Below are 22,005 nucleotides of genomic sequence, written 5' to 3' on the forward strand. Positions count from 1 at the left end.
TGACTCTTTCGATCCGGTAGCGCCTCAAACACATTTCGTTGTGTTTCAAGGCGATCAAAACCGGATCATTTCTGGATGGAGGGTCGTTTAACCCACATCTCGTTCCGGCAGGAGCTGAATGCTCCTGCCAGTTCAACCCTTCAACATTTGAGTGAACAGTTTAGTGGTAAATGGATCCTGCATTCACCACCGGTTGAGTGTGTCGGTCACTGCACAAGACGACGAGCAAATTCGACACCATCGCTGCCCGACGCTCTGAATCGAGTTCCACGATCTGGTCCCGTTGAAGATGTTCCAAAGCCATCTGGACCATTCCGACAGCCCCTTCCACGATTTTCGTACGGGCAGCAACAACCGCTTGTGCCTGCTGACGCTGCAACATCGCGGCGGCAATTTCAGGTGAATACGCCAGGTGGCTGATTCGAGCTTCGATCACCGAAACCCCTGCCTTTTCGAGACGTTCCTGAATGTCCTGCTGCAGCTGATCGCAGACTTCCAGCGTATTCCCACGCAGCGAGATTTCGTGATCTTCGCTGTCGTAAGGATGACGGCTTGCAAGAACGCGGAGAGCAGACTCACTTTGCGTCTGCACAAAATGCTCATAATCGTCAACTTCGAACAGTGCTTCGGCGGTGTCGACGACTTTCCACACGACGACGGCCGAAATATCGATCGGGTTTCCGTCGCGATCGTTGACTTTCGAAGGACGACCACTGGAGTGAGATTCCTTCTCGACCACGATGCCTGCCTCATTTTTCTTAGCGGGAATTGTCGTCGAACCGGTCTCAAAGTTACGAACCCTGAGCGAAAGCTTTTTCTTGGCCATGAAGGGATTCACCCAATAAAAGCCCGAGGTTTTGACAGAACCCCGATAGTCACCGAACAACAAAAGCACCCGTGAATCGTTCGGTGCAATCGCCAAAAAACCGAAGATCGAAATAATCCCACTCAACACCATTAACAACGCAATGAACAACATCGTCAGGCTGAATGAATAGGCATTGGCGTTGTAAACCAGCAAGCCAATCCCACCAAAGACCAACGCTGAAATGATGGGCAGCACCACCCATCCGGAAGTTGGTTGAACTTCTTTCTCGACAATCATCACTGACACCCTTTCTCAAATTGGCGAACCATGGATGATACCAATATGATATCACTTTGTTATCTAATTTGCAAACGCGAAAGACGCCGTTGAGGTTCACGGATTTCTGACGAATCTTCCGGATTGGAGCAGGAAGCGAACTTTTCGCTGACATCTTGCCGATGAATTTCGAGGCGGACGCATCAAACTCGACGCAACTTTGTCTTGACTTCCCAAGGGAATCTGCGAGTCTAATGTGTACGGAATCATGCCTCCTGATATGATCGAACCTCCCACCTGCACTTTCCCACCAAGGCTGGCACCATGGCATACCAACTTCCAAGACGCACATTCCTCAAAGCCGCAGGAGTCTCCATTGCACTCCCTGCTCTGGAGTCGATGGCGCCTGCCGTGACAAGGTCCAACACCGCCTCTCAAGCACCACGCCGACTTGTCTGTGTCGGAAACGAGTTCGGGATGTATCCAGGATCGTTCTGGCCCAAATCGACAGGTCGAGACTACGAAGTCACCCCGCTGCTCGAACCACTGGCAGCGCATCGGTCGGACCTCACTCTCTTTTCGAATCTCGACCATGGACTCAAAGGTGGCCACTTTGCGATTCACGGGTTCCTCACGGGAGTCAATGCTGCGGACGCGAAAGGCATGGAAGAAGGCGGAATCAGCCTCGACCAGAAAGCCGCAGAAGCTGTCGGTTCCGCAACGCGATTCCCTTCACTCAACGTCGGCAGCGAAGATGGGCTTCACGGCGGATGTCAAATGAGTTGGACCCGCACCGGCACCCGGATTCCTCCCATGCCCGGTCCGCGAGAACTCTTCCGTTCGCTGTTTATCAACGACGATGGACAGACCAAAGCTCAAGCGAAAGACCGCATTCGACTTCAAAACTCGATTCTGGACTCCGTCCTCGACGACGCCAATTCGCTCAGTCGACGCATCAGCCGAACGGACAAGCAAAAACTCGACGAATATTTCGCATCAATTCGTGACGTCGAAAGCAAACTTGCGCTCGATCAATACTGGCAAGACATTCCAAAGCCGGAAGCTCCATTCGACGAACCGGAAAACGAAGGGCTGACGAAAGACCTGCCCAAAATCTACGACCTGCTCGCCATTGCCTTACAAACCGATTCCACCAGAGTCGCAACAATTGAAGTCGGCGGAAGCTTTGCAGCTTCTGACCTCGGAATTCGAAGCGGATACCATTCGCTTTCGCATCATGGTCATGTCGATGATAAAATTGACGAGCTTGTTCAAATCGAACGTTATCAGGTCGAGCAGTTTGCCCGCTTCCTGGACACGCTCAAAGGAATTCGCGAACCAGGCGAGGACGGAACACTCCTCGACAGCACAATGGCCCTGTTCGGAAGCGGAATGGGGAATGCGAACTCACACACGAACCACAACCTCCCCATCATTCTGGCTGGCGGAGGATTCCAACACGGGGAGTACAAAAGCTATCCAGACGAATCGTCGAAGAAGGTTCCGCTCAGCAATCTTTTCCTTTCGATGCTGCAGCAGTTCGGAATCGAAACGAACAACTTCAGCATGAGCACGGGAACACTTTCTGGACTGGAGACCGCATAAAGATGTCGATCTGGAAACGATGTGCAATCGTTCTTGCTTTCGCTGTTGGTCCGCTCGCTCTTTCACTTAACACGACTCCGGCAGAAGAGTCCGCTCAACAATCGGAACTCCTGAACGACTCGCTGAAACGTCAGCAGGTTGAGTTCAAAAACGAGATCAGCCCGTTTTTGAATTCGTACTGTGTCGCGTGTCACGGACCGGATGATCAAAGTGGAGAGCGACGCTTTGATGTTCTCACGGGAGACATCTCGGACCTGAATTCGCTGGCCGATTATCAGGACATTCTCGATCAACTCAATCTCGGCACGATGCCGCCGAGCGATGAGACTCAGCCATCGACAGACGAACTTCGCAAGACCATCAAATGGCTGACTCAAGCGATTGCAACATTCCATGAAACGCATCGCCCCACGCCATCTGAAACGGTACTCCGCAGGCTGAATGCCCGCGAGTACAAAAACACGATTCGCGATCTCTTCAATCTCAAGACACTCATCTTCGACCCGTCTCACGGATTTCCGAAAGACCGCGCAGTTGACCACCTCGACAACATCGGGGAATCGCTCGTCATTTCAGGTTATCAGCTGGAACGGTATCTCGACGCTGCGGAAATCATTGTGAACAAAGCAATGTTTCCAGTGGAACAACCCGAGATTCAGACTTGGCGTTTCACTGATGGATTTCGTCAACAGAAGGAGATTGATCAGGTCCACGTCAAAGTCACCGGGTTCGATCACCTTCGTTTATATGACGTTCGCGGAGCAGACAAGCACGAAGGCGGATACGCGCCGATTCACGCATTCGCGGAGGGTGTTCCCGAAGACGGAGTGTATGAGATCCGATTCCTAGCTGAGGCTGTGAATCGAAAGCATCCGTACGATCCCGATTTTCTCGGAACCGATCCGGATGAACCGCTGCGTCTTGGAATTGTGCCCGGCGACCATCTTGTCGGTCATCTCCACAAGCCCCAGCCAATCGAACCGCTTCTCGCAGCCATTGATCTGGCGGACAAGAAGGAGTGGTACAGCGTCGACGTCTGGCTCGACGCCGGATACACCCCCCGCTTTACGTTTGAAAATGGTTTGATGGATGCGCGGAACCTTTGGTCGAAACTGATCCGCAAGTATCCCGATGATTTTCCGAAGCAGAAGCGACCGGGAATCGTAGAAGCCCGCTTCAATGCCATCAAGTATGGAAAACTTCCGCAGATCCGGATTCACGAAGTCGAGATCCAGGGCCCGATTTACAAGCAATGGCCCAAGCCGAGCCAACAAGTCGTCCTGGGCGATGATTGGACAGAAGTCGCTGCAACCGAAAATCTTCCGCCTGCCCAACTGCACCGGCACTTGCATCAGTTCCTTTCACGAGCTTACCGACGTCCCGCCACGGACGAAGAGATCGCCCGCATCGTGGACGTGATCGATGCAAGAAGCCAACCGGGACGATCGAACATTGAAGCCCTCAGCGATGGCCTCAAAACAGTCCTCTGCTCTCCGAATTTCCTTTACCTCGACGAAGGAGAAGAAGGAGAATTGTCAGCTTACGCGCTCGCTTCGCGTCTTTCGTATTTTCTCTGGTCCTCGATGCCTGATGAAGAACTCTTTCAACTGGCCGATAGTGGAGAGATTTTGAAAGAGGAGGTCATTCGCGAACAGGTTGAGCGAATGCTGGAATCGCCGAAGTCTTCCGAATTTCTGGATGGATTTCTCGGTTCCTGGCTGACACTGCGGGACCTTGGATCATCGCCTCCAGACCGCAAAGACTTTTCAAAGTTCTATCATTACGACCTCGACCGCGCGATGCGTCAGGAGACCATTTTCTTCGCCCAGCATCTTCTGGATGAGAATCTCAGCGTCCTGAACTTTCTGGACTCGGACTTCACGTTTGTGAACAAGCGTCTGGCAGATCATTACGACATCGACGTTGAGTTCGAAAACTGGTACGACTTTCAACAGGTCGCTCTCAAGGACAATCGACGCGGCGGGCTTCTCGGTCAAGCCAGTGTGCTGACCGTCACAGCGAATGGAATCGACACGTCTCCTGTCGTTCGCGGAGTTTGGATTCTGGAGAATCTTCTCGGAACACCTCCAACTCCCCCACCGCCGGATATCGAACCGCTCGATCCCGATGTGCGTGGAACAACGACCATCCGCGAACAACTTCAAAAGCATCGCGACAATCCCGCCTGCAACGACTGTCACCGCTCAATCGATCCCCCCGGATTTGCACTGGAGAACTTCGATGCCATCGGGGGATGGCGAAACTCCTACGGCAAGGGAAAACCGATCGATGCGTCCTCAGAGCTGGCGACCGGGGAGTCGTTCAAAGATGTCCGCGACTTCAAAACACTGTTGAGAAAACATCCCGACACGTTTTTGCGTGGGCTCACAGGAAAACTCCTGGCTTACTCAATGGGCCGCGAGATTCATCCCACCGATCGACCGACGATCGATCGCATCGTTCAGGAACTCGACGAATCTGGCCACGGATTCCGAGATCTCATCGTGCTTGTCGCTCTAAGCGAACCGTTCCGTTCGCGCTGACACAATGTTCATTGTTGATTCGAACAAGCGAGTTCAACTGCGAGTTGCGGAGCTACGAAAACAGTCGCTTCTCAGTTGGTAGCAATCTCGCCCTGTTTCAGTCGTGAGTGCAAGAGTGCTTCGAGTTGATCACGCTGCTCCTGATGACCAGGAGAGTCCGCGAGATTGGTCAGTTGGTCCGGGTCGACTCTCATGTCGTAAAGTTCTTCGGTGCCGTCTTTATATTTCATGTATGCCCAGTCATTCGTTCGGAGCCCAAATCCGTTTCCGGTATATGACAGAGAGGAATCTCGCACTTCCAGTTGAGGGTTTTCAAGAACAGGGACCAGCGACTTTCCCTGAACCGAATTCGGAATCGCCAACCCAGCGAGTTCAGAGAGTGTCGGGAACAGATCGACCAGTTCGACGAGCGACTCGCTCCGCCCGGGATTGATACCGGGAACAGAGACCATCAACGGCACACGCACGACTTCTTCGTGCAGATTCGATTTCTGCCAGAGTCCATGTTCGCCCAGGTGGTATCCATGATCACTCAAGAAGACGATCGCCGTTGAATCGCGAAGTCCGAGTCGATCCAGTTCATCAAGAACTCTTCCGACCTGTTCGTCCATGAACGTGACTGTTGCGTAGTAAGAACTCCACATTCTCTTTTGGTTATCCGGATACTCGCCGATGGGATTGGTGGTCGACACAGTTCCGGTCCTTCCCAAACGAGGAATGTCGTCGAGATCATCCGCAGAGAACTCCGGAACGGTCATTTCATCCCATGGATACGGTTCAAAGTATCGGCGCGGCGCAACCATCGGATAATGAGGGCGAACGAACCCGACAGCCAAGAAGAACGGGTCCTTTGAATGTTCATTGAGAAGTTCGATTGCTTTGGTGGCTGACTTGGAATCTGGCTGATCGACCCCTTCTCCGTCGTACTCGACAGCCACGAACATCCGATGAGGGTTTTGAGTCGATTGCCGCCCTGCCAATTCCGTTGTGAAAATGTTGAGATTCAGGCACGAAAAATCGCCCGGAGTGTGAGCTTCACGCCCCGGTGAATTGAAACTCTCTGTCCACGATTCCGGATGGTCTCGGCCATCGGTCCCCGCGATAATGTCACCCGGAACAGCCATGTGATAAATCTTGCCAACTCTCGCAGAGTAGTATCCGTTGGCCTTGAAGTGTTCCCCGAGATTGACCGGGCCAACTCCCTGATACTTGCTGAACATGAACGATTGACGGGACGGAAAACAGAGCGTTCCCTGACAGTACGCTCGATCAAAGACAACACTCCGCTCAGCGAGTCGGTCGATATTCGGCGTCTGACAGACCGCATCTCCGTAGCAACCGAGCACGCTCGCTTTAAGATCGTCAGAGATCAAAAACAGGACGTTCTTCACTCGAGGCTGTTCAGCACGGGATGAATTCGGAAGCATTGAGATTAGAAAGCAGAGAGTGAGCACGAAGCCCATCCAGGATGATGCTTCCCTCATCATGAAACCACATTCGGACTCATTCACAGATCGAAGCACATCTCTTGGTGTCAGCATGAACCTCTCCATAATCATCGCAGCCTGCTCAAGAATGGTTTGATCAATCAACGTCTCTTGAACAGAGGAATTCTTCAGAAGCCTCGTCAGATTGGACCATCGTAATTCATTGCTGCAATTCCATCACTTCAACATCAACGTTTTTTGATCGAATCGAGCCACATCAGCGATCCTCGGCTTTTCTTGTTGCCCCAGCTACCAAGGTTGCGACAATTCGTGCATCGATCAACGGGAGAGGTTTGCACAATCGGGCATCTTCAGCGAACCTGACACCCCCAACGTGGTGTCCTCCCGACATCTCACCAACCGCACACGCTCTTTCGCACTCATGGGATTTTCATTGTCTGCCCCTCCATCGCAAACCGAAGTTGTCGATCGACCGAATTTCGACTGGCTGCTCGCAGATGCATCTCTCTTCGGAGTGGTGCTGATCTGGGGCATCAATATGCCTGTGATGAAGATCGGGCTCGAACACATGAATGTGTACGCATTCAATGCCGGTCGTCTGACTCTTTCTGCGGCGGTGCTGGTCGTGATCGCGATTCGTGCTGGATCGTTTCGTCCGTCCTCAATATCTCGCTCGATGTGGAAGCACGTCGCCGTTTATGCGTTCATCGCTTCGGGTTTGTATCAGGTGCTGTTCTTACTTGGCATCGCGAGAACGACATCGGGAAACGCCGCTTTGATCATGACGAGCGTTCCGATGTGGACGGCTCTGCTGGCGAGATTTCTCATTGGTGAGCGGCTGAGCCGGTTGGCCTGGACGGGACTGATCGGAGCATTCGTCGGGACGTGTGTGGTGACTGCGACAAATGGAGTCAGTGGAGATTCGAGTTACTTTCTCGGAAATCTCATCATGCTCGTCGCTGCCCTGACATGGTCCTATGGGACCGTGAAGAGTCGACAGATTTTGACGAGTGTGTCCCCGCTGACGCTCTCGGCAGTCGCATCCGTTTCGATGCTCCCGCTTCACTTTCTTATCGCTGGCCCGAATGTTCTGCATGACTTCAGCGCACTCACTCGGGCTGATGCATTTCTTCCGATCCTCTACTCCGGAATTTTCTCAACCGGTTTCGCCCTTGCGATGTGGAATTTCGGAGTTCGCCAGACGGGAGCGGCTCATGCGTCGGTTTATCAGAATCTGATTCCCGTGATTGCCATGCTCAGCGCGTGGATGATCCGAGGAGAAACGGTCTCGCCCAGCCAGATTATGGGAGGAGTCATGATTGTCGGCGGACTGATGATCATGAGACGAGCCCGCAAGTAAATGTCGTCCTCAATGAGTCATCCTCAACGAGGCATCATGCTCAATAAATCGCCTGAAAGCCGCCAATCATTGGGGCAGTCCCTGTGACTGGGCTGAAGCTTTTTTGAGATCTCGTCGACCGGGAATGAGAACAGGTCGACCACTCAGAAACTCTGAGCGATCGACCTGTAAATACTTGAAAGAAGCGCCGCCGCTTCACCGAACTGAAAATCACTCCGCCGATGGTCGTTGAATGACCAGACTGGTTGCGCATCCACCAGTTCTATGGGTGCATTACGCTGACTTGGGCCCCACTCTGATGGCTTCGTTCTGACTGCTCGCAATCGTTTTTAGCGATCTGAGTCGTCTTTCTTCTAGACGATGACTTCTTCAACTTCCTTGAAACGTTTGGCCAGAATCCACTTCTCCCACCACTTTGGCTCTCGAAGACGCGGGTCAGTGACTGGGACTTCGTGGCGTTTTCCGCGTTTGGTCACGAGCTTCAGCTGCTCTCCGTCGACGATGTCTTCCACCACCCAGTACTTCTCAACCAGGTACGTGTATTTTTCGCCATGTTCGTCCGGATGGATAGCTTCTGCACGCGGTCCCGGGCTCGTACTTCGCTTCTGTTTGCGGTAGATGACCCAGTCACCGACTTCCCAGGTCGATGCCGATTTTGCATTGTGATTCATCGTATTCCCTTCCAATTGACTCTGGCAGTTCTCCTCTTCCTACAACAGCCCATGTGCACCTCAACAGAAGCATCACGTTCAGTTGTTCAGTCAGAGCGATCGATTTCAACATCAGGTGAAGCAACTTCCGGACCGAATACTTGAAAGTTGACGTTCAGAAAACGTCACAATCAGCGGGTACTCGCGAACTCATCCCAGAACAACTTGCGACTGACTGAGTTGAACATCTTTCGACCTGCCCGTTGACAGGATCACTGTTGTAGTGATTGCCAGAACTTGTGGACCAGTTCCGAAAAGCGCATGGGGCATTTTAACCAACAATCTGCATAAAATCCAGTACCGCGCACCCAAAGGGTTCACGCAATTAACTCTGGAATCGTTGCTCCGCCGAACTGGCTCAACTGCTTGAATCGCCCAGCGTGGTAGTACGTCAGCTTGTTGTCATCGAGCCCCAGAAGCCTGAGAAGTGTCACATGAAAGTCTCGAATGTGATGCACGTTTTCGACCGCAGTTGCGCCAATTTCGTCGGTCGCTCCAATCGTGTGACCGGCTCGACAGCCTCCGCCCGCCATCCAGATCGACATGGCATCCGGATTGTGATCACGACCGTAAGCCAACCCTCCACCCCGGACCCCATTATCCGGAGTGCGTCCAAATTCTCCCATCCACACGATCAGGGTTTCATCGAGCAAACCGCGTTGGCGGAGATCCTGAATCAATGCTGCAATGGGTTGATCGACGGCCGGAATCAATGCTCCGTGTGCTTTCGCCAGATAATCATGCGAATCCCAGGTGCTGGCATACAACTGGACAAAGCGAACGCCCTTCTCGACGAGTTTCCTCGCGAGCAAACATCGGCGACCGAAGTTGTCCGTCGGTTCCTGACCGACTCCGTACATCTCGAGCGTTTTCTCCGTTTCGTCGTCGAGGCTGAGAATCCCCGGAACTTCCACCTGCATCCGAAAGGCAAGCTCATAGTTTTGCATCCTGGCGCGAAGGTCATCGTGCTGCGGATGCTGTGAGGCATGGTTTCGATTGAGGAATTGAAGATAGTCGAGATTCTTCCGTTGATGCTCCTGTGTGATTCCGGGAGGAGGGGCGATGTCGAGAATCGGAGACCCTTTCGGGCGAAGCGGCGTTCCCTGAAAAGCTGTCGGAAGAAATCCGTTCGACCAGTTCGCTGACCCGCCCTGGGGATGAAACAACTCTGGCAAAACAATATATCCCGGAAGGTCTTTGTTTTCGGTTCCTAATCCGTAGTTCACCCACGCCCCGATGGCGGGGTCACCACCAAAACGATTTCCGGTGTTGACGTGATAATTCGCTGTCGGATGGTTCACCGACTCAACCTGACAACCGCGATAAAAGCACAGCTCATCCGCGACGTTTGGCAGGTGTTCCCAGCGGTCACACATGTCGGCTCCTGACTCACCAACCTTGTGAAACTTAAAGGGGCTTTCGACGTAGTAGCGTTTCCCGCTGCTCATTGCCGACTGTTTTTCCCCACTCCTCTGAAACTCTTTCAAGTGGAGTTCGCTCAACTTCGGCTTGGGATCGAAGGTGTCGATGTGGGACGGGCCTCCCTCCATGTAGAGAAAGATACAGTGCTTGGCTTTCGCTTCAGGAAAGTGGGGACCGCTCGAGCCAGAAGATTTGGTCGCCTCTTCGGCAAGCAGCGACGAAAACGCAGCTGGTCCAAGTGTTGCGCTCAAGCTGTAGAGAAATTCTCTGCGTAGCATTGTGAATACCTGACGAATCACAGAAGGATTGAATCAATGATCGATTCAGAGAACGTCGCCAAATCGGCTCGCCACTGAATCTAAGAGCGAGTTGCTCTTTCCCGTGCACTCGCTTGAACTTTTTCATCCGGTAATCGGCTGAGTTTGCCCGTGCGAGTGAATGCACACCAAATCAGAAAATACTCTAATAGACGTAAACAAATTCGTTTGAGTTCAGTAGCACCAGACAGACATCCGCCAGCGCGCGTGTTCGCGCGTCGACCTGATGAGGCTGCAAGTCCGGGATGTAGTCTTGGTAGGCGAAAAGTTTCTCCGTGAACTCAAACCGTTCACCCGTGTTTTCATCAACGGCTTCTCGCACCACTTCGACGGGATACTCGACTGGTTCGAAATGCAGCTCTTTCTGGAGTTCGTTCATCTGATCCCAATGTTGCTGCGTCGCTTGCAACTCGGCATCAGTGGGGAGGCGTCCGAAGCAAAGTTCGAACAACTGACGGACAACCTGTTGCTCGTCGTCGCACTCGTCAAGAACTCGTTTTGCCAGCGCGAGGGCTCGATCATTCGCTTCCTGACCATTCAACATCGCGAACACTTGAGGAGTGATGTTCGACTGATCACGCATCTCACAACTTGTTTCGGACCCCGGTTGGTTGAACGTTTCGAGAAACGGAATTCGGTGGCCGCGAATCTTATGGATATAGATGGAACGGCGATTCCGGTCATTGGGATCGGGATTCGGGACGTAGCTGGGAGCGAATGTTCCCATGATCATCCGAGGCTGAAGCGCTGCTTCGAGATTCATATCGGGTCGGATTGGAATTCCGCCAAGAGCCGGGTTCAACTCACCGGACACGCTTAGCGTTGCGTCGCGAATTTCTTCTGCCTCCAACCGGCGCGGGAGAAAGACCGCATAAGACGTCCCCGAAGGATCGGCAGAACTGAGTTGCTCCGGATGGAAATGTGTGGTCGACCGACAATAGGCGTCTGTGTTCATGATCACACGATGCAAATGCTTGATCGACCAACCATTTGACACGAATTCTGTGGCGAGCCAGTCGAGCAGTTTCGGATGCGTCGGCTTCTTGCCGGTTGTCCCGAAGTTGTTCGGATTTCCCGCAATGCCTCGACCGAAATGGAATGCCCAGATGCGATTGACGAGCACCCGGGAGGTCAGCGTGTTTTCGGGGTCTGCGACCCACTGTGCAAAGGCTGTTCTCCGCCCGGAATGGCTGGCCGGAAAAGATACTTCGAGTGCACCTGGAACTGCGGAGAGCACACCGGGTTGAACGGGAATCGTTGGAGAGAATGGATCGCCTCCACCGAGAATCGCTGTTTTCTCCAACTCACCTCCTTTGGAAGGATTGTCCGGCTTCGGGATTCGGCTGTAGCTCGATTTCGGAGTACGCGTCACCCCGCTGTAAGTGGAGTAGGCGAAGGGCTTGTACCGATCGAATTCCCAATTGAAGCGGTGCTGCCACTTCCTTCCGATTCGTTCTTTTCCAAACTCTTCTGCGGTCTTCAAAGTCCGATTCGGGAGTTCATCGACAGCAACCCCCGCCTTCTTCGCTTCTGCTTTGGTCTTATAGGGCATTCCTCTTTCACGAAACCATTCTGCTTCGTATTCCGCTTGCTTTTGATGCAATTCCTGCAACACCTTTTCATTCGCAGCGTGTCTCAGTCGGTGATACTTCTTGTCTTCTTCCATGCCGGCGAGGTTCTCATCGGGGAGCCACTCGGTTTCGATCTCAGCAAATTGAGTTGTCGCGAAGACAGCTTGAACCGAATAGAAATCGCGAGTTGGAATTGGATCAAACTTGTGATCATGGCATCGGCAGCATTGCAAAGCCTGTCCGAGAAAAACCTGACCAACGGTATCGGTGATGTCATCGAGGAAGAGTTGGCGAGTCACTTTCGCCACACTCATTCCGGTGTGCTCCCACGGTCCCATGCGAAGGAACCCGGATGCAACCAGAAGCTCGGTGCGCTGCTCCTGGGTCAACTCATCTCCATTGGCTTCCGCCAGCTCGTCCCCGGCGATCTGTTCCTGAATGAATTTGTCAAACGGCTTGTCAGCGTTGAAAGCTCGAACGACATAGTCTCGGAAACGCCATGCGTTCGGGCGTTCGTAGTCGTTGGCAAACCCGGAACTGTCTGCATACCGCACGACATCCAACCAGTGACGGCCCCATTGCTCGCCATAGTGAGGACTTTCGAGAAGGCGGTCGACGAGCGCCGCGAAGGCTTCGTTGTCGTCCCGAGGATCATCCACGAACTCCTGCACTTCCGCCGGAGTTGGAGGAAGTCCCAGCAAGTCAAATGTTGCCCGACGAATGAGCACCTGCCGCGAAGCACGCGGAGCGGAAAGGATGCCCCGTTCGTCCAGTTGCTGATCAATGAAAGAATCGACAGGCGAGCATTTGCAGGCATCCGACAGCTCTGGAAATTCGGTCTGGATCGGCTGAAATGCCCAAAGATCCTCCGGATCGTACTTTCGATTCGTCCACGATTCACTCAATCCGCCAGATGTCTGAACGACAACCCCTTCCGCAAAATCGCGATAAATCCCCGCGATGCGTTCATCATCGGGCCACGGCGCGCCCTCTTGAATCCAATCGCGAATCGCCCAAACCTCTTCTTCTGTCAGCTTTTCCGCCTCTTTCGGAGGCATTTCGAATCCTTCTTCCTCTCGAGAAAGCATTCCGAGCAAATAGCTGTCCTCAATTTCTCCGGGAACGACGACCGAATCGCCCCAGGAGTCCCCACCTGCGAGGAGTTGTTCTCGGGTGTCCAGCAGAAAACCACTCTCGATGGAATCTGCGCTCTCGCTGTGACAGCCAGCACATTTTTCTTGAAAAATCGGCTGAACCTTCAGGGCGAACAGCTTTTCCCCTACCGAGGGCGCTTCCGCGAGACCTGTGGAATTCCATCCACTCATCAGCCCCAACAACAAGCAGACGAGACGGAACGCTTTGCAGGACATGAACATCTGCTCTTCACGACAATCTGAATTACGGAACGAAACCAATCGCAAATCATATCAGAAATGAATTGCGCATCGAACAAACATGCGGAGAATCTTGTTTCATTTTCGAATGAATTCGCCTCAGATCCGGACCCAATCCTCGACCGCTGCGCATCGAGTTATTAAAGTTCATTTTTCGGATGAACAGATACTGATCGCAAACTCTAAACTGGTTGCCTTCCAAACAATGCAAAACGACATCGGACTCATCGGTCTGGCTGTGATGGGCCAGAATCTCGTACTCAACATGGCCAATCACGGTTTCTCAGTCGCAGTTTACAACCGAACGACGGAAACGATGGATGAGTTCGTTGGCGGACTCAAAGACGAGCCCGTCGATAAAGTCTGGGAGGGAACTGCAGACCGGGTTCATGGTTACAAGGAAATCGAAGACTTTGTCGCTTCGCTCAAGCGTCCACGCCGTGTCATGATCATGGTCAAGGCAGGTGGACCCGTCGACGCTGTCATCCAACAGCTGAAGGGCCTCCTCGAACCCGGCGATATTATCATCGACGGCGGAAACAGCGACTTCGTCGACACAAATCGTCGATCGAAAGAACTGCGTGAAGAAGGATTCCAGTTCATCGGAACGGGTGTCTCCGGCGGAGAAGAAGGAGCCCTCAAAGGTCCATCGATCATGCCCGGTGGACACGTCGACGCGTGGCCACACGTCAAAGACATCCTGCAATCGATCTCCGCGAAAGTCGGCCCGAACGACGACATTCCCTGCTGCGACTGGGTCGGGGAAGATGGTGCGGGTCACTACGTCAAAATGGTCCACAATGGGATCGAGTACGGCGACATGCAGCTGATCTGCGAGGCGTACTTCATTCTCAAGCACACCCTGAACCTCTCGAACGAAGAACTCTATCAGGTCTTCAAGAGCTGGAACCAAGGGGAACTCGCGAGTTATCTGATTGAGATCACACGAGACATCTTCACCGTCAAAGACGAAAAGACCGGGAACGATCTCGTCGACATGATCCTCGACACTGCAAAGCAGAAGGGAACCGGGAAATGGATGAGTCAGCATGCCCTCGATCTGGGTGTGCCGACGACTCTCATCACCGAAGCTGTTTACGCCCGGTGCCTCTCCGGTCAGAAAGACGCACGAGTTCGTGCTTCGGAAGTGCTCACCGGCCCGGACGTCACTTTCGACGGAGACCGAGACCAGTTCATCGAAGACGTCCGTCAGGCACTCTACGCTTCGAAACTCGTCAGCTACGCCCAAGGCTACGTTCAACTCGATGCTGCGGCAGCCGAGTTTGGATGGAAGCTGAACAACGGCAACATCGCCCTGCTCTGGCGTGGAGGATGTATCATTCGATCGGTCTTCCTCGAAGACATCAAAGCTGCCTTCGACAAGAATCCGCAACTCGAAAACCTGCTGCTCGATGACTTCTTCAAGAAAGCCATCAATCAGGCTCAGCCAGCCTGGCGTCGAGTTGTCGCCACAGCTGTCAACATGGGACTTCCCGTTCCCGGATTCAGTGCCGCCCTCACCTACTACGATGGATACCGTCGGGACCGATTGCCTGCCAACTTGCTCCAGGCTCAGCGAGACTACTTCGGTGCTCACACTTACGAGCGAATCGACACTCCTCGCGGTGAAACATTCCACACTGACTGGATTCGTGAGCGAAACTTGACATAGAGCAGATTTCAAAGCGTTCCCATACTCGGACGCGACAAGCTTCAGAAAAAGCTCCGACAGCAATTCTCGCTGTCGGAGCTTTTTCTATTGATTCGCTCACATTCTCCGTGAAGCAGATTCAAGACGACACAAACCCCACTCCGAATTCGTGGAGAAGACTGTACGAATCCGGAAGCGGGGGTTGTGATTTCCCTCTGAAACTTTCGTCCAGCCTCTCCTCAATCTGCGTTCGACGACGGTGTCTTCACAAAGTCCGCTTCGAACCGACTTCGGCACCAGCTCACCAGAACAGAGAGCGAACTTAAAGTGTTCCTCGGAGCCAGCCTGTCTGTCTGATCATCGCCTTCTGCTTCGAGTCCCGCTCGTTACGTGCACGTTCTCATTTGCACGATCTAATTCGCAGGAATCACTGCTGCAGGCTTTTACGCTTTCGGATCAGATTGCTTGAGCATGACAAACATATGTTGCCCCTTCTGTGTCTTGAAGTCGTCCGGTGCCTCAGCGTTTGGGAAACCATAGATGAGCTTGACGACATCTTCGTCTTTCTGAATCAGACCAACCGCCGCGATGCCAGGCATCGGAGGCTTAATACTCTCCATGACAATATGAGCGCCGAGTTCATGCGGTTGAAGTTGGAACTTCGCCACGTACAACTCGCCGTCTTCGGCATCCAGAGTTTTGATCTGTTGATCCGTAAACACCACCCGCTGCGCTTTCAATTCTTCCGGCTTCATTTCCTTCCCGTCCATCTCTCCTTTGATAATGCGATAGGTCCCTTCAAGTTCGTTCGCTTTCAATTCGCGAACTGGACTCTTCTGAGATGGCGAAGCTTGCGCGTCGTCCTGTCCTTGAGCCTGGACGGAGAGTGCTAAAAGGCAAAGGGCGAGCAAACAGACGCCCGTCAGGTTGATCAGCTTTTCTCGATCGTTCATTGTCTTCTCCTCACACCGAACCATGATTTTTCCTTGATTAATTTTGCGATTCCAGCAGTCCAAATCTCGGTAATGCATGCTGCGTGCCGATCACACGAAGAGACGAAAACCGGGTCATTCTTCGTGGATCAGCGGCAATTTCTGAGACCTGAACAATCAACGTGGGCGAGAAACGTCCAGTCCTCCGCCCCATTTGTTGATGAAGAAAAAGCCCAATGCGTTGAGATTCCAAGAGGTGTTACGAATCCTCTCGTTCCCCCGACGGAAGGCATGACAGATAGACGCTTCTCTCTTCGCGTGCTACAACTGACAGGCAAGGTCAGAGAATTTGTGCTAGACCGCGATGGTTGTTTCAACAATGAGGGCATGACATGGCATGGTTCAGTCGGTTCACGCGGTTTGGTGACGTGCATCTTTGCTTTGCACAGGAGCAGAACATTTCCTGCGGTCTTGCATGCATCATCATGGCAGCTTTCAAGATCAATAAGCTTAAGCCAAAAGTGACCGCGATGTATGGCGAAGACGACATGATGGCCAAAGCCAAAACTCTGTTTGGCGCCAATCCGCTCGGGGACGCGGGACTGACCGGAAACAAAATGATCAGCTTGCTGAACGATGACTCGCTCAACATGAAAGGCTGGACGTTTACCTCTCCCAACATCGATCAGATGAACAATGAAATTGTCAAGAACGTCGGAGTTTCAGAAGGCTGGGGACCGACGGTCAGTGTGTCTCCCGTGATCATTCTGGTGCAGTGGAAAGGGGGAACTTCCCGCCACTGGGTTCTCATTGATACTGTTCGAAAGTTTTGGGGCTCGACTTACGCGACCGTTTGTGATCCGTGGGATGGCAGTGTTCACGTCATCAAGATCGATAAGGACAGACGGTTCGATTACGCCGCTCGTGATACGATCGACGTCGATTTCTGGGGAAAACGAAAGCGATATGGCTCTAAGACTCAAAAAGCCAGCTCCACAATCACGACACCAACCTGGGTCGGATCAGTGATGTTGAAACGTACAACGTGATGATTCTCTGGCATCCGTTTCTGACACATTAAAGACTTCACTACAATCGAAACTTCACCTCATCTGAAACAGTTCCGCGCTCAAGGACTGTTCCTCTCACCGATCTCTCAAATTCTCATTAATTCCACTCGGAAAATTCGTCGGCAAACCTGACTGCGATTGTGATGCAACTTGCATTTCGACTGTTGGTCGCGCCAAACTCATCCTGACGCCGAAAACCCTGCTCTTTGCTGCCGAATCGTAAACTAAGCTTCCGATGCTCGCTTGATCTCCCCCCACCGAAAAGGAAGATTCTCTTCCGCTGGTGAAATTTCGCGACGCGCTCCGTTCAAGAGATTGCAACAGTCCACACTTCCTCTGCTTTTAGGAACTCAGAGTCGATGCCCAAGAAGACTGAAAGACAACTCCTCGCGAAACTCGCAGCTGGCCAACCATTAACTGCCTCTGAGATCGACTCCCTCTCTCTGAAGATAGCAAAAGGTCAATCGAAGAAGCGTGCAAGAACAATCACTCAGCAGGTCGAACTTCGGTATACCGCGCAACTGGGACTGCTCACTGCAGTGCAACGTCAACAGGTCGTGAATGCCGTCCGCGACTACACGATGGACTCCACGACGATTAACAATTCCTGTCGCGCCGGAGCCCCCAACGCCAATGCCACGAGACTCGATCAGGTCTTCCAGGTTTATCATCAACAAAACTGGGACAACGATTACCGAGTGACCTATCGACTGATGACTTACAAACCGGCCGACAACATGCCGTGGGGCGCGGCAGCTGCTCCCCACATCGTGGTCGGTGACCGTGTTCGCGACGATGCTTTTCTCTCAGCGAGTGAGAACCGACAGCTCCTCGTCAACGGAGTTGAAAACCCCGGCCCGAATGATCGATACGTGAAAATTGCGATCTACGGGCGTGGAGGGATCAACATTTCCGGTGGCTCCCTCTACTCCAACGCCAACGAGCGAGCCATGATGAAGAATGATCATCCGAAAACATGGCGGTTCCGAACAGCCCATGCTGGACAGGCGGAAATTCTTTACGACCGAGGAACAGTCTTCCGCGTGCGAAAAATTACTCCCAACGGGAATGACGTCCACGTGGTCCTGGCCATCAGCAATGGTGGTGGCGGTGGTGGAGTCAAGAACATGTTCACCGGAACCTAACCGGATCTCATCGAATCACTGAACGCACGTGAATTCATGCTCTTGCTTGGATCACCGCTTCGCGGAATCGGTCAATCGGTGAATCTTCACAGGCTCAACTTGTGACTCAATTCGACGCTTCGCCCTCTGGCTGTTTGGCCTTGATGGAGCGAATTACTCCGACTGCGATCGTGATCAGTGTGAGCGGGACAACGATTCCAAAGATCACATATTCAAAAGTGCGTTCAAGCTCAGGAACAGCGGCCGAGATCACCATCGACGCGGTATAGATTAGGTAATAGCTGAAGAACAGAATTCCTTCCCATCTTGAAATCAAATGCCCGGTAAAGAAGATCGGAAGGCATGCCACTGCGACGGCAACCATGACGGGGAGATCAAGGTGAAGCGCTGCTTCAGGCACGGGAACTCCAATGGGTGAGACCAAGCTGGAGATCCCGAGCACCGCCATGATATTGAAAAGGTTGCTTCCAATCGCATTCCCAACCGCGATGTCGCGCTCACCTCGAATGGCAGCCATCACTGACGTCGCAGCTTCTGGAAGTGACGTTCCGGCAGCGACGATGGTCAGACCGATGATCAATTCTGAGACTCCAAGGCTTCGCGAAATCGTGACGGCCGCCTCGACAAACCACCGCGCTCCCACCACCAACAGAATCAGCCCCGCGAGAAGCATCACTCCATTGATCAGACCGCTTTTCAGTGTTGACGATCTTTCCACCTGACCGAATTCCGCTTCGTATTCCGCCTGAATCGCCCCCTGCTCTCGTCGACTCTTGATGATCGCCCAGAGCGTATAAGCCACCAGCCCCGTCGAGAGAATCAACCCATCCAGTCGACTGATGCTTCCGTTGAAGGCCATCAGCCAGACAAGAGCCGACAGGCCAATCATTAAGGGGACTTCGACTCGAACAAGCTGCTGTGAAACGTGCAGAGGAACGATGATTGCGGACAGGCCCAGAATCAGAAGAATGTTGAAGATGTTGCTGCCGACGATGTTCCCCAGCGCGACATCGGGTTGACCACTTAAAGCGGATTGCAGACAGACGACCAGTTCGGGCGCGCTCGTTCCAAACGAGACGACTGTCAGCCCGACGACCAACGGGGAAACTCCGAACGAGACAGCGAGTTTCGAAGCTCCTCGAACCAGAAGTTCTGCTCCTCCGGTCAAAACGATCAATCCGACCACGAGCATCAAAATCGCCACGCCAGACTCCTTCCAGTCATCAACTCAGGAACTCTCAGAACATAGCATACCGCTTTCTCAGTGAAAGAGTGCAACTCAATGCGCGGTCGTGATGCGCTTAAGACTCATCACTCATACCCCTTGAGAAAAGCTCACATTCAGAGAGTCACCGGCACAGGACAGAAAGCAGAAGACAGAAAGAGGGCGCCGATCCTTGAGAGCGCAGATTCTTCGCCACTCGACAGCGACCGTGATTCTCCATCCGTATTACTGCGACCGTGCGACAGCGATCCCGCAAAGCAGGAGCAGCTGTTCATGACAATTGATGATCGAGTCCTGAATGGCTAAGTCAGATTCATCGACTGCAGGAATTCCTCATTCGTCTTCGTACGTTTCATACGATTGGTGAGGAGTTCCATCGCTTCGACCGGGTTCATGTCATTGAGGACACGTCTGAGAATCCAGACAAGTCGAAGCTCGTCTTCACCCATTAGAAGTTCTTCCCGGCGTGTGCCTGACTTATTGACGTCAATCGCTGGCCAGACGCGTTTTTCGACCATTCGACGGTCGAGATGCAGCTCCGTGTTTCCTGTTCCTTTGAACTCTTCGAAGATCACCTCATCCATTTTGGAACCGGTATCGACAAGTGCGGTCGCGATAATCGTCAAGCTTCCGCCTTCATCTACTGCCCGGGCAGCTCCGAAGAAACGTTTCGGATGCTGAAGCGCGTTGGCATCGACACCACCAGTCAGAATCTTTCCGGAATTGGGACATTCCGTATTATACGCACGGGCCAAACGCGTGATTGAGTCGAGGAAAATCACGACGTTTTCGCCGTATTCCACCATCCGCTTCGCTTTTTCGATGACCATTTCCGCAACTTGAATGTGGCGGCTGGGCGGTTCATCAAACGTACTTGAAACGACTTCACAGTTGTCGCTTTTGACCTGCCGTTCCATCTCAGTCACTTCTTCCGGACGTTCATCAATCAGCAACATGATGACGTAAACATCCGGATGGTTTTGGATCACTGCTTGCGCGAGCTTTTGCAATAACACGGTTTTCCCGGCACGCGGAGGAGAGACGATCAATCCTCTCTGACCGAATCCGATCGGTGACACGATGTCGACGACGCGTGTACTGATTTCTGCCTGATCATCTGACAGATGGAGACGATCTTTGGGGTGCAGCGGTGTGAGATCGTCAAACGGAACTTTTTCGGAAACGAGATTGGGATCCTGCCCGTTGATCGCTTCGACTCGCAAGAGAGCGAAGTAGCGTTCGTTCTCTTTGGGCGGGCGAATTTGCCCAGCGACAGTCGCACCGGTCCGCAATCCAAACCGACGAATCTGACTCGGCGAAACGTAAATGTCGTCCGGACAGGGAAGATAGTGATAGTCCGGGCTGCGCAGAAAACCGAATCCGTCCGGAAGAATCTCGAGCGTTCCTTCACCGAACATCAGACCATTCATCTTGGTCCGCTCTTTGAGGATCCGGAAGATGAGATCCTGTTTTTTGAGCCCCTGATAGTCGGTGACTTTTTCCTGCTTTGCCAATTCGAACAATTCTTTGACCGTCATTCGCTGCAATGCTGCGATGTGAATGTCGGACTGCTTGGCATCTTCGTAGTGAGAGTTGGCAGGATCATAGATGGCTTGATCGCCGTCGGACGACTTCTGGCCAACGACGTCGGCGACATCCTTTGAGCGACCTGAAGTTGTTGATTTCGACATGATATTCTCGGGACAATGTAGAGAGGAAATTCTGGGGCCCTGGATGGGATCGACGATTTTTCCTGAAATCAAAGATGGGCTTCAGAGTTGGAAATGGCGAATGGCAGTGAGTGACAGCCCTGAACCTTAGTGACTCAATTCAATCAGGATTTCCCGTGGGTTGGTGATAGTCGGATGATGTTACGGTTGAGAAGGCTGCGAAACAGCTTCTCGATTTGTGTATCGGGTCTCAAACTGGTTGATGAACCAGTCAATGAACAACTCGGCCGCGAGATGAGGCGGAAGTGTATGATCGACGATAAAGTCTGCCCGTTTTCTCTTCTCAGGCAAACTCAACTGACTGGCTTCTCGCTGAGCCAGTTCTTCTGCGGACCATCCACGCCCTGCGACTCGGTCGAGCCGCACATGTTTCGGAACATCCAGGAACACGACAGCATCACAAATGCTGACCCAGCCCGCTTCGATCATCAGTGCCGCATCGAGGAAGATGACATCCACCTCAACTTCTGACTTCATCTCGTGAAGTTGTTCTTCGAGGAGCTTTCGAATTTCTGGATGAACAATTTGATTCAATTGCGAACGTGCGGCCTGTTGATCGTCTTCAACTCCAAACACCCGACGAGCGAGTGCAGATCGAAGAATTTCGCCATCGCTGTCAAAAATGTCTTCTCCGAAAACCTCTCGCAGCTGCGATTTGACGGAATCAAAGCGAAGCACGCGATGCCCAGCCTGATCTGCGTCCAGAACCCGAGCATTGAGGCGTTCTCCCACTGCGCGCGTAAAGGTCGTCTTGCCTGAGCCGATTCCACCGATCACACCGATCACAGGAATGGACAA

At 52.7% G+C, this 22,005-nt stretch carries 15 protein-coding genes; 6 read left to right on the plus strand and 9 right to left on the minus strand.

The window, feature by feature from the left end; genetic code table 11:
* Nucleotides 1-160: 160 nt before the first annotated feature.
* Complete coding sequence (locus tag KOR42_RS13215; RefSeq protein ID WP_146510307.1) at nt 161-1,105, minus strand: SPFH domain-containing protein; 945 nt, start codon at nt 1,103-1,105, stop codon at nt 161-163.
* 303 nt (nt 1,106-1,408) lie between these two features.
* Here KOR42_RS13215 and KOR42_RS13220 point away from each other — a divergent pair, with 303 nt between their 5' ends.
* Both KOR42_RS13220 and KOR42_RS13225 read left to right on the plus strand, forming a co-directional pair.
* The gene (locus KOR42_RS13220; protein ID WP_146510308.1) at nt 1,409-2,689 is read left to right on the plus strand and encodes a DUF1552 domain-containing protein; all 1,281 of its coding nucleotides are present in this window, start codon (nt 1,409-1,411) and stop codon (nt 2,687-2,689) included.
* Between the two features lie 2 nt (nt 2,690-2,691).
* Nucleotides 2,692-5,232: a DUF1592 domain-containing protein gene (locus KOR42_RS13225; RefSeq protein ID WP_146510309.1), complete on the plus strand. Its 2,541-nt coding sequence runs from the start codon at nt 2,692-2,694 to the stop codon at nt 5,230-5,232.
* A 71-nt stretch (nt 5,233-5,303) separates the two neighbouring features.
* On the opposite strand, the gene KOR42_RS13230 is transcribed toward KOR42_RS13225, so the two are convergent.
* Nucleotides 5,304-6,773 (minus strand): sulfatase, encoded by a 1,470-nt coding sequence (locus tag KOR42_RS13230; protein ID WP_197441150.1) that lies wholly within the window; start codon nt 6,771-6,773, stop codon nt 5,304-5,306.
* Nucleotides 6,774-7,113: 340 nt separating this feature from the next.
* Between KOR42_RS13230 and KOR42_RS13235 the strand changes: the two genes are divergently transcribed.
* Nucleotides 7,114-8,040 carry a DMT family transporter gene (locus KOR42_RS13235; RefSeq protein ID WP_231740911.1) on the plus strand — a complete coding sequence of 309 codons (927 nt, stop codon included), beginning with the start codon at nt 7,114-7,116 and terminating at the stop codon, nt 8,038-8,040.
* A gap of 353 nt (nt 8,041-8,393) precedes the next feature.
* On the opposite strand, the gene KOR42_RS13240 is transcribed toward KOR42_RS13235, so the two are convergent.
* The 3 genes from KOR42_RS13240 to KOR42_RS13250 all read right to left on the minus strand — a co-directional run bounded on the left by KOR42_RS13240 (nt 8,394) and on the right by KOR42_RS13250 (nt 13,430).
* A complete protein-coding gene (locus tag KOR42_RS13240; RefSeq protein ID WP_146510311.1) occupies nt 8,394-8,711 on the minus strand; it encodes a hypothetical protein in 318 nt (105 codons plus the stop codon).
* Between the two features lie 356 nt (nt 8,712-9,067).
* Nucleotides 9,068-10,450 carry a DUF1501 domain-containing protein gene (locus KOR42_RS13245; protein WP_197441152.1) on the minus strand — a complete coding sequence of 461 codons (1,383 nt, stop codon included), beginning with the start codon at nt 10,448-10,450 and terminating at the stop codon, nt 9,068-9,070.
* A gap of 184 nt (nt 10,451-10,634) precedes the next feature.
* Nucleotides 10,635-13,430, minus strand: coding sequence for a PSD1 and planctomycete cytochrome C domain-containing protein (locus KOR42_RS13250; protein ID WP_197441153.1), 2,796 nt, complete (start codon nt 13,428-13,430; stop codon nt 10,635-10,637).
* Between the two features lie 229 nt (nt 13,431-13,659).
* Here KOR42_RS13250 and gnd point away from each other — a divergent pair, with 229 nt between their 5' ends.
* Nucleotides 13,660-15,126, plus strand: a complete 1,467-nt coding sequence (gene gnd / locus KOR42_RS13255) for a decarboxylating NADP(+)-dependent phosphogluconate dehydrogenase (protein WP_146510313.1) — start codon at nt 13,660-13,662, stop codon at nt 15,124-15,126.
* A 422-nt stretch (nt 15,127-15,548) separates the two neighbouring features.
* On the opposite strand, the gene KOR42_RS13260 is transcribed toward gnd, so the two are convergent.
* Nucleotides 15,549-16,058 carry a hypothetical protein gene (locus tag KOR42_RS13260; RefSeq protein ID WP_146510314.1) on the minus strand — a complete coding sequence of 170 codons (510 nt, stop codon included), beginning with the start codon at nt 16,056-16,058 and terminating at the stop codon, nt 15,549-15,551.
* A gap of 371 nt (nt 16,059-16,429) precedes the next feature.
* Here KOR42_RS13260 and KOR42_RS13265 point away from each other — a divergent pair, with 371 nt between their 5' ends.
* Together KOR42_RS13265 and KOR42_RS13270 are read left to right on the plus strand one after the other, a co-directional pair.
* Nucleotides 16,430-17,086 (plus strand): hypothetical protein, encoded by a 657-nt coding sequence (locus tag KOR42_RS13265; RefSeq protein WP_146510315.1) that lies wholly within the window; start codon nt 16,430-16,432, stop codon nt 17,084-17,086.
* Nucleotides 17,087-17,466: 380 nt separating this feature from the next.
* On the plus strand, nt 17,467-18,252 hold the full coding sequence (locus KOR42_RS13270; RefSeq protein WP_146510316.1) for a hypothetical protein: 786 nt from the start codon (nt 17,467-17,469) through the stop codon (nt 18,250-18,252).
* Nucleotides 18,253-18,358: 106 nt separating this feature from the next.
* Here KOR42_RS13270 and KOR42_RS13275 read toward each other — a convergent pair whose 3' ends face one another.
* From KOR42_RS13275 to coaE, 3 genes are all read right to left on the minus strand, one after another.
* Nucleotides 18,359-19,456 carry a calcium/sodium antiporter gene (locus KOR42_RS13275; RefSeq protein WP_197441154.1) on the minus strand — a complete coding sequence of 366 codons (1,098 nt, stop codon included), beginning with the start codon at nt 19,454-19,456 and terminating at the stop codon, nt 18,359-18,361.
* Between the two features lie 323 nt (nt 19,457-19,779).
* Entirely contained in the window at nt 19,780-21,168 is a 1,389-nt protein-coding gene (rho, locus tag KOR42_RS13280; RefSeq protein WP_146510317.1) for a transcription termination factor Rho, read from the minus strand.
* A 180-nt stretch (nt 21,169-21,348) separates the two neighbouring features.
* The gene (coaE, locus tag KOR42_RS13285; RefSeq protein WP_197441155.1) at nt 21,349-22,005 is read right to left on the minus strand and encodes a dephospho-CoA kinase; all 657 of its coding nucleotides are present in this window, start codon (nt 22,003-22,005) and stop codon (nt 21,349-21,351) included.

It is taken from the genome of Thalassoglobus neptunius, assembly GCF_007859735.1.
Taxonomy (GTDB): Bacteria; Planctomycetota; Planctomycetia; order Planctomycetales; family Planctomycetaceae; genus Thalassoglobus; species Thalassoglobus neptunius.

Bases quoted from the DNA above. Each gene is read 5' to 3' on its own strand.
- KOR42_RS13260 (WP_146510314.1), bottom strand. From the start codon at position 16,058: ATGAACGATCGAGAAAAGCTGATCAACCTGACGGGCGTCTGTTTGCTC.
- KOR42_RS13240 (WP_146510311.1), bottom strand. From the start codon at position 8,711: ATGAATCACAATGCAAAATCGGCATCGACCTGGGAAGTCGGTGACTGG.
- rho (WP_146510317.1), bottom strand. From the start codon at position 21,168: ATGTCGAAATCAACAACTTCAGGTCGCTCAAAGGATGTCGCCGACGTC.
- KOR42_RS13215 (WP_146510307.1), bottom strand. From the start codon at position 1,105: ATGATTGTCGAGAAAGAAGTTCAACCAACTTCCGGATGGGTGGTGCTG.
- KOR42_RS13270 (WP_146510316.1), top strand. From the start codon at position 17,467: ATGCCCAAGAAGACTGAAAGACAACTCCTCGCGAAACTCGCAGCTGGC.
- KOR42_RS13245 (WP_197441152.1), bottom strand. From the start codon at position 10,450: ATGCTACGCAGAGAATTTCTCTACAGCTTGAGCGCAACACTTGGACCA.
- gnd (WP_146510313.1), top strand. From the start codon at position 13,660: ATGCAAAACGACATCGGACTCATCGGTCTGGCTGTGATGGGCCAGAAT.
- KOR42_RS13225 (WP_146510309.1), top strand. From the start codon at position 2,692: ATGTCGATCTGGAAACGATGTGCAATCGTTCTTGCTTTCGCTGTTGGT.
- KOR42_RS13220 (WP_146510308.1), top strand. From the start codon at position 1,409: ATGGCATACCAACTTCCAAGACGCACATTCCTCAAAGCCGCAGGAGTC.
- KOR42_RS13230 (WP_197441150.1), bottom strand. From the start codon at position 6,773: ATGCTGACACCAAGAGATGTGCTTCGATCTGTGAATGAGTCCGAATGT.
- KOR42_RS13250 (WP_197441153.1), bottom strand. From the start codon at position 13,430: ATGTCCTGCAAAGCGTTCCGTCTCGTCTGCTTGTTGTTGGGGCTGATG.
- KOR42_RS13265 (WP_146510315.1), top strand. From the start codon at position 16,430: ATGGCATGGTTCAGTCGGTTCACGCGGTTTGGTGACGTGCATCTTTGC.